The 17,230-nt window shown below is 48.6% G+C and carries 11 protein-coding genes and 1 tRNA gene; 8 read left to right on the top strand and 4 right to left on the bottom strand.

The features are described 5' to 3' along the window. Positions 1-413: 413 nt before the first annotated feature. Complete coding sequence (locus tag V2I46_02790; protein ID MEE4176416.1) at positions 414-3,506, bottom strand: hypothetical protein; 3,093 nt, start codon at positions 3,504-3,506, stop codon at positions 414-416. A gap of 271 nt (positions 3,507-3,777) precedes the next feature. On the opposite strand from V2I46_02790, the gene V2I46_02795 reads away from it, so the two are divergent. Further along, a complete protein-coding gene (locus tag V2I46_02795; GenBank protein MEE4176417.1) occupies positions 3,778-5,253 on the top strand; it encodes an aminotransferase class V-fold PLP-dependent enzyme in 1,476 nt (491 codons plus the stop codon). Positions 5,254-5,273: 20 nt separating this feature from the next. Here the strand turns inward: V2I46_02795 and V2I46_02800 are convergent, their stop codons facing one another. Beyond that, on the bottom strand, positions 5,274-5,657 hold the full coding sequence (locus V2I46_02800) for an START-like domain-containing protein (GenBank protein ID MEE4176418.1): 384 nt from the start codon (positions 5,655-5,657) through the stop codon (positions 5,274-5,276). Between the two features lie 175 nt (positions 5,658-5,832). On the opposite strand from V2I46_02800, the gene V2I46_02805 reads away from it, so the two are divergent. From V2I46_02805 to V2I46_02820, 4 genes are all read left to right on the top strand, one after another. Then, on the top strand, positions 5,833-6,747 hold the full coding sequence (locus V2I46_02805) for a DMT family transporter (protein MEE4176419.1): 915 nt from the start codon (positions 5,833-5,835) through the stop codon (positions 6,745-6,747). Between the two features lie 80 nt (positions 6,748-6,827). Next, positions 6,828-6,901 (top strand) — tRNA-Met (locus V2I46_02810). Positions 6,902-7,550: 649 nt separating this feature from the next. After that, positions 7,551-8,273 carry a hypothetical protein gene (locus V2I46_02815; GenBank protein ID MEE4176420.1) on the top strand — a complete coding sequence of 241 codons (723 nt, stop codon included), beginning with the start codon at positions 7,551-7,553 and terminating at the stop codon, positions 8,271-8,273. Positions 8,274-8,360: 87 nt separating this feature from the next. Next, positions 8,361-9,977, top strand: a complete 1,617-nt coding sequence (locus V2I46_02820) for a Smr/MutS family protein (GenBank protein ID MEE4176421.1) — start codon at positions 8,361-8,363, stop codon at positions 9,975-9,977. Positions 9,978-9,988: 11 nt separating this feature from the next. Here the strand turns inward: V2I46_02820 and V2I46_02825 are convergent, their stop codons facing one another. After that, complete coding sequence (locus V2I46_02825; GenBank protein ID MEE4176422.1) at positions 9,989-10,249, bottom strand: hypothetical protein; 261 nt, start codon at positions 10,247-10,249, stop codon at positions 9,989-9,991. Between the two features lie 4 nt (positions 10,250-10,253). After that, a complete protein-coding gene (locus tag V2I46_02830) occupies positions 10,254-11,333 on the bottom strand; it encodes an endonuclease/exonuclease/phosphatase family protein (protein MEE4176423.1) in 1,080 nt (359 codons plus the stop codon). Positions 11,334-11,597: 264 nt separating this feature from the next. Between V2I46_02830 and V2I46_02835 the strand changes: the two genes are divergently transcribed. The 3 genes from V2I46_02835 to V2I46_02845 are packed head-to-tail and all read left to right on the top strand — an operon-like array spanning position 11,598 to position 17,205. Continuing rightward, complete coding sequence (locus tag V2I46_02835; protein ID MEE4176424.1) at positions 11,598-14,171, top strand: TonB-dependent receptor plug domain-containing protein; 2,574 nt, start codon at positions 11,598-11,600, stop codon at positions 14,169-14,171. A gap of 26 nt (positions 14,172-14,197) precedes the next feature. Beyond that, positions 14,198-15,559: a DUF5689 domain-containing protein gene (locus V2I46_02840; GenBank protein ID MEE4176425.1), complete on the top strand. Its 1,362-nt coding sequence runs from the start codon at positions 14,198-14,200 to the stop codon at positions 15,557-15,559. Positions 15,560-15,570: 11 nt separating this feature from the next. Continuing rightward, entirely contained in the window at positions 15,571-17,205 is a 1,635-nt protein-coding gene (locus V2I46_02845; protein MEE4176426.1) for a DUF5689 domain-containing protein, read from the top strand. Positions 17,206-17,230 lie beyond the last annotated feature (25 nt).

Here is a 17,230-nt window from a genome sequence, read left to right on the forward strand (position 1 = left end):
AATTTCAAATTCTGGAATGTTCAGGGGGGGGGGAAATGCAATCCGCTCAGCGGGGCAATCCGCTTTTCTGTATTTGGCTCATCTCTAACGTCTCACCTCTCTCTGTCGCCGCTACGCGGCTTGTCGATCATGGGAGGGTGCTTTTTCTACAAAACTTTCGCCGCTATGCGGCTTAACCCATTGCTCCAAGCTCCAGGGGAAGCATCCGTGCCATCCGCCCAAATCAGTGGAATCATCATACCAAACTGCCACCGCTATGCGGCTTAGGGGGGAGAGGGGTTCCTGCATTTTCTACAATACGGTCGCCGCTACGCGGCTTAGCACCATGCCCCATGCCCCATGCCATTTCATCTGCTAATCTGCTAATTTGCGAATCTGCTCATTATCACATTTTCTCACTTCTCACTTCTCTTTTACCATCCCGGCAGGAAGTTAAATCCCCAGACGCCTTTGCTGATGCCTCCGGTCTGGAAAGGGAAGGCATAGAATGGTTCGAGGATTAAAGCGCCAAACAGGTTAATCCTAAGGGATGGTCCCATGGAGAAGTAGGGATAGCGTTTGTTTGGGTCAGTAACCTCATCCGGGTTCAGGGTGATGTTATTGGAATTAGTCCAGGCCACCCCGGCGTCGAAAAAGAAAGTCAGCTCGGTATAGAACAGGCCACTGGAGATGAGGGCAAGCCTTTCGGGGCCGGTGAGCGGGAAGCGGATCTCGGCACCAGCCAGAAGGGCTTTGCTGCCCAGCAGGCTCTCAAATGACCACTGTTCGTTGATCAGCGCAGAGCCCTGCAACTTATACAGGGAGTTGTAGTCGAGCCCCCTGACAAAGCCCGGATATCCAAGGTAAAGGGGGTAGAATATGCCCTGGTCGTCGGCTTCCTTCCCATAGCGGCCATAGTGCGTGCCCCTGAAAGCGAAGGTAAAGGGCTTCATGAAGAAATACCGGCGATAGTCGGCCGTTACGCTGGTCATATTGACCGAGCCAAAGATCTGTTCGGCGCCAAAGCGGTAACGCTGACCGGTAATGGGCGAAGCGATGCCAAAGTAAGAGTTGTCGCCGACGTAACTCAGGCCAATGCGCTGGAGGTTAAAACCCGGGGGCGCATCAAGGCGTTCACGGCTCTCACCGGCATAATAGCCCATGTAATAGTAATTGTTATAGGCGTCAATGCGGAAATAATACCACGACATGCTGGCGCTGGCCTCCAGGCGCCGGGTAGTGGAAATAGGATAAAAGGCAAAGGCCATGATCTGGTCTTCAAAGGTCCGGTATTGGATGATTTGCAAATTCTCGACCAGTATGGGACCCTCGCTTGATGAAAGCGTATCCAGGCGATAATTCATAAAGGCATAGGGATAGGGAATGTGCGACACCATTCCACCCCAGCGCACCCGGCTTTTCTGGTTCTGGTAACCTACCTGCCCCCCGAAATCATAGATCTCGCCATTAACGGCCAAAGCGGCAAACATCTGGTTGTCGCCGGTAATGTCGCTGAAAAGCATAGATACCCCTCCGGCCACGCCGGTACCAAAGCGGTTGGTGGCCATTCCCACACCCGAGCTGCCTATATACGAAAGGCTGAAACGCGGTTCAAAAGGCTTCTCGGCAAAGGAGTCGACCGGGAAAACCGGGGTTTCGGGTTCAACCTTCAGCTCGGCATCTACCAGTGGCTGGCTTACCCTTTCAAAAGGAGGAAGCGTGGAAGCCGTGAAATCGACCTCCATGGGGTCCACTTCCCTGTGCAGGAATTCATCGGGTTGAGCCCTGTAGAGGGTAAAATTGGTTTTCTGGTAATGGCTGTAAACCACTTCGCCCGTATGCCTTGCCACACTTATGGCAGGTGAGAGCTGGGTAATGCCGGCAATGGCGGTATAAAAGTCAGTCAACTGGAAAACCTTACCGCCTTCCAGCTGGTAAAAATACAGGTTACGATAGCCATCACGATTAGAGAGGAAGTAAAGCCCATCCTGCTCAGGGCTGAAGATGGGGTTTACATTATCGGCTTCCGGAAAGACATTGAGCACCCTCACGCTTTTTTTGGGGTCCTGCATGTCCATGATGCCCAGGTTGAAATTGAAGTTTACCTGCTTTTCCATCTGGCTTTCCTGGGGAATGTCGGTTGACAGGGCCAGGTAACGCCCGTCGGGCGACCAGTTGGCGTGGATGTATGAATAGCGGTCGTTGGTCAGGTTGGTGACTTCCCTGGTTTCAATTTCATAAAGGTAAAGGTCGGTACTTCCCCCTACCGTGCCGTTAAATACCAGGTATTTGCCATCGGGCGACCAGCTGGGGTTGTTGAAGGCAGGCACGCCGGGCACGACAATTTCCCGGGTGCGGCGTGGCCGGTTCACATCAACAATCATAAGCTGGTTACGACCTTTTTTGACAGCAACATAAACAAATTTTTTGCCATCAGGCGACCAGGCTCCAACCGATTCAAAAAAGTTAAAGCCATCGATATCGCGGTTACGCATAGAACTGGAAAGTTTGCGAACGATTTTTCCTGACTCGGTTTCGGCCAGGAAGAGGTCGAGTGTCACCAGATCGCGTTCCGAAAAGAAGGTGAAATATTTACCATCGGGGCTCAGAGATGGACTGAGGTTCATTTCCCCTGCATTATCGGGTGAGGCTAACACCCTGCCGATGGGGACATGACGGGCAGAGTCCTCCATCAGGGGCGTATAATGGTTCACCAAAGAATTCTTCCAAAGGTTCCCGACAGTTGTTTCACTAAGCCCGACAACCCTTTCCAGTGCGCGCTCATACCCAAACTTGGCCGTTTCGCTGTAGAGGACAGAGATCAGGGAATCGCCCCAGGTGCGCCCGAAAAAGGAAACAAAGCTATGGCCATAACGATAGGGGTTGAACTGGTAGTTGCGCGTCATTTCCTTCAGGGTGGGGAACTCATCCTGGTGAATGGCATCGCGCATGATCATGGAGGTGTTGGGATCAATGCTTCCAATGGAGAAATACTCAGCCATGCCCTCCACCAGCCACAGGGGCAGGTTGCGCATGTTGTTCATCGAAAGGCTGTCGTTTTCGAAGACAGCGCGGTAGTGAAAAACGTGGGTCAGCTCGTGCCCGATGACATGATCGGTTTGGGCGTTGGTCTCCAGCACCGGGATTACCACCCTGGTCTTCAGGGCTTCCGTAACCCCCTGGGTGCCAATGCTGATCTGGCCGCTTATAGCAGTGGTTTGCTGAAAATCGGGGTGGTTGGCGTAAATGATGATGGGGTTACGCTCCGGAAATGTGTCGCGAAAAAAGGCCTGGTGGCGAACATACCACTTCTCGAAAGAAGAAGCCAGTGCGTGGACAGTTGAATCGTTTTCGAAATAATGATACACCTCGAAATTAGGCGACTGATAAACCTTGAAATCGAATTTTCGGTAACTGGGCTTATTGCGGCCAAAATACTGGGCGTGGCTTGCAGGTAAAACCAAAAAGGACGCCAGCAGCCAGATTATTAAATAAAGAACCGGGAATGCAAAACGTTTATTTTTCATAGATCCCTGTTTTTTCTTTTGTTTTGAAAAGTAAAATGAATCAGGACACTTCCCTGGACAGCAAATTGTTCAACAGCAAAAATTATTCCCAATTTGCAAATTATTCCAAAAAAATAACAAAAGCCGCAGTAATTTTGTTTTTACGTAAGCAATATGATTCTGTTTCCGGGTGGTGAAGCCCCAAATATGTAAGATTCAACATAATTATTCAAAGGTAATGATTTTATGGTTTCGATAATTTTGTTCATTTTTGCAGAAATTCTGACAGCTGATGAAAACCTTGGAAGAATACTTTGCCCCTTTTCGAAAACAGGTCATTGGCGTTGACCAGAAATATGTAAGTCCCTATGGTGCACAGCGCATTGTTTACGGCGACTGGATTGCCAGCGGACGCTTGTACCGGCCCATAGAGCAGGCCATAACGGAAACCTTTGGCCCCTTCGTTGCCAATACACACACCGAAGCCAGTGAAACGGGCACCCTGATGACCAATGCTTATCACCTGGCACATAAATTGATCAAGCAGCACGTGAATGCAGGGCCCAATGACGTAATCATTACCGCCGGGAGTGGGATGACCACCGTGATCAATAAATTTCAGCGGATGCTCGGCTTGCGTATTTGCGGGCAGCTAAGCTACAAGGGTTGTCTGAAAGAGGCTGAAAAGCCCGTGGTCTTCATCAGCCATATGGAACACCACAGCAATCACACCTCCTGGTTTGAGACCATTGCCGATGTAGTAGTAATCCCCCCGGGCGAAGGCTTGCTGATCAATCCCGAGCATTTGCGCGCGGAACTTGAAAACTACAAGGACCGACTCCTGAAGATCGGATCTTTTACAGCTTGTTCGAATGTTACTGGCATTGAAACCCCTATCCATGCATTGGCGAAGATCATGCACGAATACAATGGGGTTTGCGTGGCTGACTATGCTGCCTCTGCCCCTTATGTAAATATCAACATGCATCCCGATGACCCAAAGGAAAAGCTGGATGCGGTGATGTTCTCGCCCCATAAGTTCCTGGGAGGCCCGGGCACTTCAGGGGTGCTGATTTTCGATTCGGCCTTTTACACCAGCAAGGTGCCCGATAATCCGGGAGGCGGCACCGTTGACTGGACCAACCCCTGGGGCGAATACAAATACGTGGATGACATAGAGGCACGTGAAGACGGGGGGACGCCCGGATTCTTACAAGCCATAAGGACTGCGCTGTGCCTGGAGCTAAAAAACCAGATGGGCATGGATAACATTCGCCGGCGCGAAGAGGAATTGCTGGAAAGGCTTTTTAAGGGACTGGACAAAATCCCCAACATTCGCATCCTTGCCGACAACATCAGGGAACGTCTGGCTGTGGTTTCATTTTATTTCACCAACATCCATTACAACCTGGTGGTTAAATTGCTCAGCGACCGCTTTGGCATCCAGGTCAGGGGAGGCTGTGCCTGTGCCGGCACTTACGGGCATTTCCTGCTGAATGTGGACTATGAGCACTCCAGGCTGATCACTCAAAAGATCAATACCGGCGACCTCTCAGATAAACCGGGCTGGGTGAGGCTTTCGATGCATCCTACCATGACGGATGCGGAAGTGGATCATATCCTGGATGCTTTGCAACAAATCGGGAAACACCATAAGGAATGGGAAAAGGACTACCATTATAACCGCAGGCAAAACGAATTCAGGCACAAAGAAGCGCCTGCCGACCTTTCTGAAAAAGTAACAGCCTGGTTCAAGCTCCCCTTGTAAAGAAATTACCGCTTGATTTCTCAGGTATTAAACAAGCGCTGAAGCTGTCCAACCTGGGCGTTCCAGAGGCGCTTCGACAAGTCCACATCCAAGGCTTCCGCATAATCTGAAATGACCAGGGTCAGGCCCCCAGTCTCGGCATCCGTTTCAATGCGCATCTCCAGGAAAAGATCCTGGTGATAATCTTCAAGCCACTGGAAAATCACGTATTCATTGTCCTTGGCCTGAACCAATCTGGCGCGCTGCTCGTTGCCTTCCCATTTAAAAAGAAAAACACCCTCTTCCTGCAAAATGGTGTGTGCAAACCATCGGGTCAGCCCTTCCGGGGTAGAGATCAGGGTGTACAGTAATCGGGGGGTTGTTTCTATATGAAAGTCCAGGCTGAACTTTTCCAAAGCACTCATGGCCAGATAATTTTGAAACCAGTTCCTGCAATATACAAAAAATAATCACATTCAGAATGATTTTTTATAACCGGTTTAAAAAGAGGGTATTTAGCGGGTTATATTCCAATGATAGAAACATTTAAACCCATGCCCAAATGGAATTTGGTTAATTTTGCCCATTCAAAAAAAACAAATGAACCAGGCAAGGCTTTCTGTTTATATTCGGGTGATTCTCGCTGTAACCTTTTGGGGGATATCCTATGTTTGGACCAAAATGGTCTTCGAGTTTTATTCGCCGGTCACCACCATGTTCCTGAGGCTCGCCATTTCTTCTGTCCTGTTGTTCGGAATATTCAGGAAACAACTGCAGCACATCGACCCAAAAGATTATACTGCCTTCTTCATCATGTCCTTTTTCTCCCCCTTTTGTTATTTTATCGGCGAAAGCTTTGGCTTGCTTCACGTCTCGCCCACGGTGGCCTCAGTGATCATAGCCACAATACCTGTTTTCACACCTATCCTGGGTTTCATCGCTTTCAGTGAAAGGCTTTCGTGGATCAACATCCTTGGATTTTTTATTTCTTTCACCGGGGTCATGGTCATGGTGCTGGATGCTGAGTTTAAGTTCAGCGCTTCTCCCCTGGGGATTGGCCTGTTATTTTTTGCTGTTTTATCAGCCCTGATCAACGTCATCTTTCTGAAAAAACTGACTGTTAAATATTCTTCGTTTACGATTATTTCGGTACAAAACCTGGTGGGGGCACTCCTTTTTTTACCCTTGTTCCTGATCTTCGATTTCAGTGACTTTCTCCAGATCAGGCCGTCAGGCAATGCCATCGCTTCCATAATAGCCCTTGCGGTATTCGGTTCCACCCTGGCCTTTATGTTTTACACCTCAGGGGTGAGGACCCTGGGGATAGCACGCTCTTCCATTTTTACAAACCTCATCCCGGTCGTTACGGCTGTCACTTCCTGGATGATCCTAAAGGAAAACATTGATGCTTCAAAAATGATTGGGATGGCCATTGTTATCTCGGGTTTGATGCTGACGCAATTGACCCGGCTTCAGGAGAAAAGAAGAATCAGGCCTCCGCTGCCACAAGCTTAAGGGCCCGCAAGCAAATTCAAAAAATCCCGTTTTTTATCTTGTATTTTAAAATAGTTTGCTAATTTTGCACCACTCAAAACGGCGGGGTAGCTCAGGTGGTTAGAGCGTCGGATTCATAACCCGAAGGTCACGAGTTCAACTCTCGTCCCCGCTACTAAAAAGAGGCTGTCTCCAGCGCAGGAGTCAGCCTCTTTTTTTTGCCAGGGGATTAAAATCAAGGGCTTTTTCTTCCACGCTCCCTCCTTCAATCCAGTTCATTCAGATTCGATTACCATACCAGCCAGGGAAAGGACATTGTTGAGTCCCATTCAGGCAGGGAGTATAAACGAAGTTGAAACGTATTTAAGACGTAGTTCAGACGTGCAAAACCGAATAAACTACGTCTTAACTACGTGTTAACTACGTCTGAAGTACGTCTGAACTCCGGTCCTGAAGCAGATATAAAAAAGCCCGGTGAGGGTTTTGTGGTTTAGGTTTTTACATACCAGGGAGGGCGCTCGGCTTCTATTGAAATGATTGAAAAGAGGCCTCACAGAACCAGGCATAAGAGGGAAAACCCTGAAAAGATTTTAGCGTTTGCCCATCGCCAGGATGAAGTTCGGGGGTTGCAGCCAATGCAGGATTTCGCTGGTTAATCTTCAGGTAAGGCAATCCTTATCACTGGGACCAATCGGGAGCTTAACCCGAAAAAAGTTTATTTTTCAACTCCTTTCATTTTTGAAGTGGGGCGTTCTTTTTTGTCAAATTTTGGCATAAAGGCCAAAAATGCATCCGGCATTATTACATTTGCAAAAAATATTGTTTTGATCTACCCTGCTGACCTGGAAGTAAAAATTGGTTTTGACCGCATCCGGACCTTGCTGACCGAGCGCTGCATGAGTTCGTTGGGACGCAGGCAGGTAGAGCGCATCCGGATGCTGACGCAAAAGGACCGGATAGAACTGCTGCTGAACCAGACGGAAGAGTTCCGGCAGATCCTGTTGCAAAACCTGCCTTTCCCCCAGTCAAACTATTACGACCCTGAAGAAGCTTTCCGCAGAATCAGGCCAGCGGATACGTTTCTGGAGCCGGAAGAATTGCTTGATCTGAAGCTTTCTTATGAAACGATCCTGCGCATCATTGCCTTTCTCAATTCCAGGTCAGAAGACGAGGCACCACCCTTTCCGGGGCTTGCAACATTGATCAGCGACCTGGAAACCGACCCCCGGCTCCCGAAAGACATCGACACCATTGTTGATGAACGGGCAGAGGTGCGCAGCCATGCTTCAGAGGCCCTTGCTGCCATCCGGAGAAAGAGGGTCAGGCTGGAAGGGGAAGCCAACCGCCGGATCGCACAGTTGCTTCAGCAGGCCAAACAGCAAGGGCTGGTGCCCCAGGATGTGGAGCTGGCCCTTAGGAATGGCCGCCAGGTAATACCCATTGGTGCGGCCCATAAACGAAAGATCCGGGGCATCGTCCACGATCAGTCAGCCACCGGGCAAACCGTTTACCTGGAGCCTGAAGAAGTGTTTGAGATCAACAATTAGATCATTGACCTGGAACTAGAAGAACGCCAGGAGATCATCAGGATACTAAAAGCCTTTACAGAACGTATCCGTCCAATGGTTCCCGGGATGCAAGCCTGTTACCGTATGCTGGGCATCATGGATGCTATCCGTGCCAAGGCCCTGGTAGCTATCGATCTGCTGGCGCAAAAGCCACGGCTGGAAGGTAAGCCGGGCATGCGATGGATCAAAGCCATGCACCCCCTGCTTTATTTATCGCACAAAGCCCAGGGCAAACACGTGGAGCCCCTTGATATTTCGCTTGACGACGACACACATATTCTTGTTATTTCCGGCCCTAATGCGGGTGGAAAATCGGTATGCCTGAAAACCTGCGGGCTGCTGCAGTATATGATACAATGCGGGTTGCTGGTGCCCATGGCTGATTATTCTGAAGCCGGGGTATTCGAGCAATTATTCATTGACATCGGCGACCAGCAATCGCTCGAAAATGACCTGAGCACCTACAGCTCGCACCTGCTCAACATGAAACACTTCATGGAGCAATGCAACGGGCAAACATTGTTCCTGATTGACGAATTTGGTGCAGGGACAGAGCCCCGCATCGGGGGTGCACTGGCAGAAGCCATCCTGGAAAAGCTAAACCGGAAAGGATCTTATGGCGTGGTAACCACCCACTATGCCAACCTGAAACTAATGGCTGGAAAGCACCCGGGCATTGGAAACGGGTCTATGTTGTTTGACACCCAGAACATGCGTCCCCTCTTTAAACTGAAAACCGGCAACCCTGGCAGCAGTTTCGCTTTTGAGATCGCTCACAACATAGGCTTGCCAGAAGATATCCTGGCAAAAGCAGCAGAATATGCAGGCACCCAGGAGTTGGACTTTGACCGGCAGTTGCAGGATCTGGATCTGAAAAAAACCGAATTGGAGGACAAGGAAAAACAACTGCGTTCTGCCGATCATTTTCTTTCAGAGATGATTGACAAATATGAAAAGCTGAGCGGAGACCTGGAGTCACGAAAATCGGATATCATGACACAGGCGCGTCTTGAAGCCAAAAGAGTGCTTGCAGAAGCCAACCGGATGGTTGAAAACACCATTCGCAAGATCAAGGAAGCACAGGCGGGCAAGGAGGAAACCCGGCAGGCGAGGCAGGAGCTGGAAGCTTTCACCAAACAACAGGAAGAGAAACTCAGGGATCAAAAGCCACCTGAACGTAAAGAGAAAAAGCCCCGGCCCGTCCCTGAAAAAGATGATACGCCCATTGCCATAGGAGATGCTGTTAGAATAGCGGGTCAGCAAAGCATTGGAGAAGTCATTGAAATATCGGGCAAAGAAGCTGTAGTAAGTTTTGGCAGCATAAAACTCAGGTCCAGACTCAGTGTGCTGGAAAAAATCAAAAAAAGCAGTCTTATGAAGCCCGAGGACCGTAAAGTCAGGGTAAAAGTGTCGTTCGACATCAACGAAAAGGCAGCCGAGTTTTACCCCCAGCTTGACATCAAGGGCTTACGTGTTGAAGAAGCTTTAAGAAAACTGCGGCATTACCTGGATGATGCGGTATTGCTTGGCGTAAAACAGGTTAAGATCCTTCACGGAAAAGGGGATGGCATTTTAAGGGAAGCGGTACGTGACCTTTTGCAAGGGGTGCCCGAGGTAAATCGCTACCGGGATGAACACCCCGACAGGGGTGGTGCCGGAGCAACCATTGTGGATTTCAGATAAGGAAAAAATCCCTAAAACAATTCGAGCTGATTCTCAGAAACCATGGGAGGTGGCGGAAGCTCCTGCTTGTAGCGTTCCACCTGCTTATTCACCAGCGTTTTTAAATACCTTACCGGGGTGGTGTCATACCGTCGGCAATAGGTCAAAAGGGCCCGGTACTGCATATCGGTGAGCTTAAAGGTCATTTTACGGAACTTGACCTTTTTCCGTTTGGGCCTCTTTGCGGGTTTTGCAGGGTGCTCAATAGATTTCAGCAAGTTGACTTTAGGCATAGTGTTATTTTTTTTCTCTGATCAAATAAACAAAGGTTGGAAAGTGATCGCTATATCCACCAAGGTAAACCCCGCTGCCATAAGTCCGAAAAGGGTAACCCTGGAATCTGCCGGAAGGCTGACGCAGGAAAGGAGGATTGAACACCTCGGCACGAAAATACTGGAACCTATCATAATCTCTTCCAACCAGCGAAGGCGTAAAAAGAATCTGATCGAAGAGGTTCCAGGAGTCTCTATAGGCCAAAGAGCCAATACCCTTGCGGTGCAATTCATAGAAAGGGTTGTACAATTCATCTTCCTTAACCCTGTTAATATTTCCATTGGACCTCAAATGTTTGCGAACACTTCGATCGGTGGGGTCATCATTCAGGTCACCCATGAGTATAACCCTGGCACCGGGTTCTGCATTCTGAATGGAGTCAATAATGGCACGGGCTACATCGGCAGCGGCAATACGCAGGGGCCTGCTGCCCTTTTCCCCACCACTGCGGCTGGGCCAGTGAGCAACAATAAAATGCATGCGCTCGCCAAGGAGTTCGCCCGTTAACAGCAACTGATACCTGGTCCGGAAGTCATCCCGTCCGGGAACTATGGTACGGTAAGGCTTGCTGCTGATATATTTGAAGTATTTTGGCTGAAAAAAGAAAGCAACATCGACTCCACGGCGATCGGGGCCATCATAATGGACTACCTGGTAGTTCCGGTCTTTTATGCTCTCCCTTGCGGCTAAATCAACCAGCACCTGGCGGTTTTCAATCTCTGAAACGCCGAGCACTGCTGGGCCATCCGGATTGAGATCCTGCCCGATCTGCTCAATGACCTCGGCCATGTTCTCCAATTTCTCAAAATACTTGGCCGCGTTCCATCGGTTGGGGCCCTCCGGGGTAAATTCAACGTCATTTACATCCGGAGTATCTATCGTATCAAAAAGGTTCTCGAGGTTGTAAAAGCCTATGACGGCATTGATAAACTCTTTGGTTTCATTGGACGTCTGAGCGTAGCTTTTGGGGGAAGATAAGAAGAGAAAAAAAGAAAAGAAAAGTAGAAAAAGGGTAAACTCAAGTCTGTTCTTAAAAAAATTCATATTTAAATCACTTTTAAATTTCCAAAACTAAACAAACCAAAATCACAAAGCCTTTAATTATCAAATAAATCCCCGATTTTACCATGTTAGACAAGGTAAATACAAAGGAATTGGTTAATTTTGGCCATTCAAAAATAATCATTTTAACTATTCAAGATTTTAAAATCCAACAATTGAGCCAGAGAACCTTCGGATAAGTGTTTAATTAATTAAAAAATATTCATTAGGCCGCGAGAATTCTGGTTTATCAACCCACAGAAACGTATGAGGAAGTTTTTTCTTTTGTTAACCATCCCGCTGTTATTTGGCCTTGGAAGGGCAACAGCGCAAGAGCCTGCCATTGAAGAAGCCCAGGGAGACACTACGGTGACTCAGCAAGCCCCACCAACGGATGTACCAGTCATTACCCTTTCCACTGCTGATATCGAAGGTGATGCCGATTCCCATGACATAAGCAGTCTTCTTCAGGGCTCTCGTGATATCTTCATGAACACGGCAGGCTATAATTTCGGTTCAGCGCGTTTCAGGGTCAGGGGCTATGATTCGGAGAACACCACGGTGATGATCAATGGCATTTCAGTTAACGACCCCGAGACCGGGCGAGCCTTTTACTCCACCTGGGGAGGGCTAAACGATGCTACCCGCAACACCGAAGGACATAATAACCTGGGCTTTTCCAGAAATACTTTCGGAGGTCTTGGGGGTGCTACCAATATCGTTACCCGCGCCTCACAATACAGCCCTAACATTCGCACCACCTACTCCAATTCGAACCGCAGCTATACACACCGGGCCATGTTCACCTATAGCACTGGCCTGCAGGAAAATGGCTGGGCATGGACCCTGAGCGGATCGCGACGGGCTGCTAATGAAGGTTATGTCACTGGTACTTTTTACGATGCCTGGGCTTACTTCCTTTCTGCTGAAAAGAAATTAAACAGCCAGCACAGCCTTGGGCTGATCTTTTTCGGTGCACCTTCAAAGACCGGGCGCCCGGGTGTTTCCACCCAGGAAGCTTATGATCTGACCGGCGACCCCTATTATAACCCCAACTGGGGATACCAGGATGGTGAAATTCGTAACGCCAGGGTCAACCACTACCATACCCCATGGACAATCCTGTCGCACTACTGGGACCCCACGGACAACACCAAGATCTCCACCAGTGCTGCCTATACATTTGGAAGGGGCGGCTCCACCGCATTAAACTGGTACGACAGCCACGCCTCCTACGATTATCCGGGATACAACCTCGCTGGTGACCCCAGGCCTGACTATTACCGCTGGATGCCCAGCTATTATAACAATGACCCGATAACCCAGAATCTCCTGAACGACCTCTGGCAAAACGATCCCTATTTCAGACAGATAAACTGGGACTGGCTTTACAATGCGAACTACGACAATCTTTTTACGGTTGAAAACATAAACGGAACCGAACAAGACCATACAGGATACCGTTCAAAATACATCATTGAGGAAAGACGCAACGACCGTAATCAATTTATCTTCAACTCCAATATCACCCACAAGGTTAAACCGACCCACACCCTTAGCGGTGGTGTCAATATTTCCCTGGCCAAGACTCACCAGTTTAAGGTCATTACCGACCTGCTGGGAGGTGAATACTGGTACGACATTGACCAGTTTGCTGAAAGAGACTTTGATGATCCGAACATGTCGCAGAACGACCTGCTTAATCCCAACAGGATTGTTGAGGAAGGTGATATATTTGGTTATAATTACACCGGTAACATCAATGAATACCAGGCCTTTGCCCAAAGCGACTGGGTATTGCCCCGCTGGGACTTTTATGTTGCGGGTTCGGTATCTCAAACCACCTTCTGGAGAACCGGCCACATGCAGAACGGCAGATTCCCTGAGAACTCCTATGGTGATGGCGAAAAGCAAAATTTCACCAACTTTGGGTTGAAGGGCGGAACAACCTTTAAAATTACCGGACGTCATTACGTCACCGGTAACGGAATGTTCATGACACGTGCCCCTTATTTCCGCGATGCCTATATTTCCTCCAGGGTGAGGGACGATGTTATTGAAGGATTGACCAGTGAAACCATCTTCTCAGGCGACATTAATTACATCATTCGTACCCCAAAAATTAAAACAAGACTTTCGGCATTTTACACTGAGTTTCGCGACCAAACATGGTCAAGAAGTTTTTACCATGAAGAGTTTCGTTCATTTGTTAACTACATTATGACTGGTGTAGACACACGCCACATGGGACTTGAATTTGGAATGGACATCAACCTTACCAGTACGCTGTCTGGATATGTGGTAGCAGGGACAGGCGATTACATTTATAACTCGCGTCCCAATGTGACCATCGCCCGCGATAACGACCGCGAGGTACTGGCCGATCAGCGTGAGGTCTATCTGCAGAACTATAAGATCGGGGGAATGACCCATACAGCCGGATCTGTGGGGCTGCGTTACAACGACCCAAAATTCTGGTTCGTGGGGGTTAACATGAACTACTTCGATGACATTTACATTGATATTAACCCCGACCGACGGACGGCTGATGCCGTAGCCAACCTAGTGGTCTCCGACCCGCAGTGGAAACAGATACTCGACCAGGAGAAAATGGAGAGCAGTTATACATTTGATGTTTTTGCCGGATATTCTTACCGGACAAAGAAAAGACATTACATTACCATTAACCTCAGTGTAAGCAATCTTTTTGATGTGACAGACTTCAGGATAGGCGGTTTTGAACAATTAAGGTACGACTCACAGGATCCTGATAAGTTTGCCTCTAAGTACTTCTACCTTTATGGCCGCACCTATTTCCTTAACCTTGCCTACCGCATCTGATTCGCTGAATAAAAAAGAAAAGACTCATGATAACATCAAGGAAAATATTTTCAATACTGATTCTTATTGCAGGGACTCTGTTTTTCAGCTCCTGCGTCAAGGATGAATTCGATGCTCCCGACAAGGTCGAAGTTCCTGTTGGGACGGTCATCACCATAGCTGAGTTACGCAACATGTTCCAGGGTGAGATTATCGAATTTGACCAGGATTTTTCTGTATATGCCACCGTCACCATGGATGACAAATCGGGCAACATTTACCGGAGTGCTTATGTAGAAGATGAAACTGGCGCCATCAACCTTCGCTTGCAGGCTCCCGGGGGAATTTACGAAGGGGATTCGGTAAGGATTTACCTGAAAGGAACCCTCCTTGGCTCCTATCAGCGTATGCTCCAACTGGACAATGTGAATGTGGACCGGAACATCATCAAACTGGCCACCCAACGAAGCGTCGAACCGGTGACAGTAAGCATCACTGATGTCCTTTCGGGAAATTACCAGGCAAGGCTGATCCGGCTTGAAGATGTTCAGTTTGCCCTTGCCGAACTGGGTAAAACCTTCGCTGACAAGGAAAACCAGATTACTGAAAACCGTCTGTTGGAAGACTGTTTTGGAAACCGCATCATTGTGCGCACCAGTGGTTATGCCGGGTTTGCCGATAAACCCATACCTGAAGGTCGTGGCCCCCTGGTTGCCATTGCTGCCACCTACGGCTCCGACATTCAACTTTACATCCGCAGCCTGAGTGAAGTGGAACTCACTGGGGAACGCTGCCCCATTCCCGGCGAAGACCTCAACCTTATGAGTATTTCAAATCTGCGTCAGAACTTCAGTGAAGGGGTAACAAACATCCCACCCAACACCCGTATTGAAGGCATTGTTATCTCTGATTTTGACAATGACAACCATCCTGGCCAAAACCTTTACCTGCAGGATGAGTCAGGTGCTGGCATTGCCCTGCGATTCTCAGACTTCCATAGTTTTCCAATGGGCACCAAGATCAGGGTAATCGTTTCAAACATGAGTATGAACCGATTCAACGGCCTGCTCCAAATCGAAAATATACCCCTGGGCAACGCCTATGATCTGGGTCCTGGAACCATGCCTCAGCCTGTTCAGGTCACCATTGCAAACATCAACAATATGCTGGAAATGTATGAATCGACCCTTGTGACCATTCCCAATGTTACCATCAGCGGGGGTACGACCTTCACGGGTAACCTGAACATATCGGATGGCACCGGACAGATGCTCCTTTACACTTATAGTTGGGCAAGCTTTGCAGGAACACCTGTACCCTCAGGAACAATAACCCTTACTGGCATTGTTTCCGTTTACAATTCACCCCAGTTCCTGATCAGGAACCTGAATGATATTTCAAGCAAGTAAATAAAAAGATGATGAGATTCAATTTAAAAAATATCAGTATCCCCGCATTTGTCGCGTTTCTGCTACTTGCTTTTGCAGGATGCCAGAAGGATGACGTTGATCATCCCCCATTGAATGAAATCGACCAAGACAAGATCCTGACCATTCAGGAACTGCGCGACCTCTATACTGGGCAGTCAGTTCATTTCGGGGAGGATTACAATGTATTTGGTGTCATAACCACTGACGAGGGCTCGGGGAATTTTTACCGCAGTCACTATATCCAGGATCAGACAGGCGCCATTAACATTCGCTTAGACAGCGGTGTCAGCTTAGCCATGGGCGATTCTGTAAGGCTTTCTCTTAAAGGCACCATCCTGAGCGCCTACAACAATATGCTGCAGGTTGACTCTGTGATCTATGGAAAAAATCTGATCACGCAGGAGCGAGGCATTGTTGTTGAACCTCGCATTGTTACCATCCCCGAGATTCTGTCCGGAGGGATGCAAGGGCAGCTGATCAAACTCGAAAATGTTCAGTTTGCCTCAGGTGAGTTAAACAATACTTATGCCAATGCCCTCGACCAGCTCAGTGAAAACCGGGATCTGGAAGATTGCAATGGAAACCGCATCATTGTTCGCACCAGTGGTTTTGCCACCTTTGCAGGCACCCAGGTAGCTCAGGGCAATGGAAGCCTCATTGCCATCGTATCTGTTTTTGGGACTACCTGGCAGTTGCTAATCCGGGGAGTGGAAGAAGTGGTGATGGAAGGCGAACGCTGCCAGACGGGTGGAAATCCGGAAGGTTCTGGAACATTTGATGACCCTTATAACGTGGCATCCGGCATTGCCGTCAATTCAGGCGTGAATAAATGGGTGGAAGGATATATTGTTGGTGTGATGGAAACCGATGTGGACCCCTTTGCAGCAAACTTCGAGGGACCCTGGCGTACCACCTCAAACATGATTATTTCCGACAACCCTGATGAGACCAACCTCAACAACTGCCTCATCGTCCAGTTACCTATTGGCCCAATCAGGGAAGCTCTCAACCTGAATGCAAACCCCGAAAACAAAGGGAAGCTGGTGAAAGTATTGGGTAATCTTGAGTCTTATTTCAGCCAGCCAGGCATAAAAACCCTTGCGGGTTACTGGATGGATGGAGAAGGCATTGTACCCGTTATCAGTTTCTTTGAAGAAAACTTCGCCTCAGGTCTGGGTTCATTTACCGCATATAGCATCACCGGCGACCAGGAATGGGGGCATGATATTTATGATGGAGGCTGTGCCGTGATGAGCGGCTATGCCAACGATACCGACAATGAAAACGAGGACTGGTTGGTATCACCAGCCATTGATCTAGCCGGGAAAGTAAATGTGCATCTTCAGATCCGGGAAGCAATCAATTATATAACCAGTTACGATGACCTGAAGGTCCTTGTATCGAGCGATTATGCTCAAGGCGATCCCAGTGCAAATGGCACCTGGACCGAACTAAGCGGTTTCAGCAGGCCTCCCGGGAATACCTGGACCTTCCAGGACAGCGGCAACATTGACCTGTCAGAATACGATGGCCAAACCATCCACATCGCTTTGAAATATAACAGTACTCCTTCGGGCTCATCTACATGGGAGGTTAGCAAGGTCAGCCTTGCTGAAGCAAATTAATAAAAAAAATAAGGGGGCAATGCCC

It is taken from the genome of Bacteroides sp. (assembly GCA_036351255.1).
Taxonomy (GTDB): Bacteria; Bacteroidota; Bacteroidia; order Bacteroidales; family UBA7960; genus UBA7960.

Excerpts from the sequence above, each read along its gene's own strand:
- V2I46_02790 (MEE4176416.1), bottom strand. The coding sequence starts at position 3,506 with ATGAAAAATAAACGTTTTGCATTCCCGGTTCTTTATTTAATAATCTGG.
- V2I46_02840 (MEE4176425.1), top strand. The coding sequence starts at position 14,198 with ATGATAACATCAAGGAAAATATTTTCAATACTGATTCTTATTGCAGGG.
- V2I46_02805 (MEE4176419.1), top strand. The coding sequence starts at position 5,833 with ATGAACCAGGCAAGGCTTTCTGTTTATATTCGGGTGATTCTCGCTGTA.
- V2I46_02820 (MEE4176421.1), top strand. The coding sequence starts at position 8,361 with ATGCAAGCCTGTTACCGTATGCTGGGCATCATGGATGCTATCCGTGCC.
- V2I46_02845 (MEE4176426.1), top strand. The coding sequence starts at position 15,571 with ATGAGATTCAATTTAAAAAATATCAGTATCCCCGCATTTGTCGCGTTT.
- V2I46_02825 (MEE4176422.1), bottom strand. The coding sequence starts at position 10,249 with ATGCCTAAAGTCAACTTGCTGAAATCTATTGAGCACCCTGCAAAACCC.
- V2I46_02830 (MEE4176423.1), bottom strand. The coding sequence starts at position 11,333 with ATGAATTTTTTTAAGAACAGACTTGAGTTTACCCTTTTTCTACTTTTC.
- V2I46_02800 (MEE4176418.1), bottom strand. The coding sequence starts at position 5,657 with ATGAGTGCTTTGGAAAAGTTCAGCCTGGACTTTCATATAGAAACAACC.
- V2I46_02795 (MEE4176417.1), top strand. The coding sequence starts at position 3,778 with ATGAAAACCTTGGAAGAATACTTTGCCCCTTTTCGAAAACAGGTCATT.
- V2I46_02835 (MEE4176424.1), top strand. The coding sequence starts at position 11,598 with ATGAGGAAGTTTTTTCTTTTGTTAACCATCCCGCTGTTATTTGGCCTT.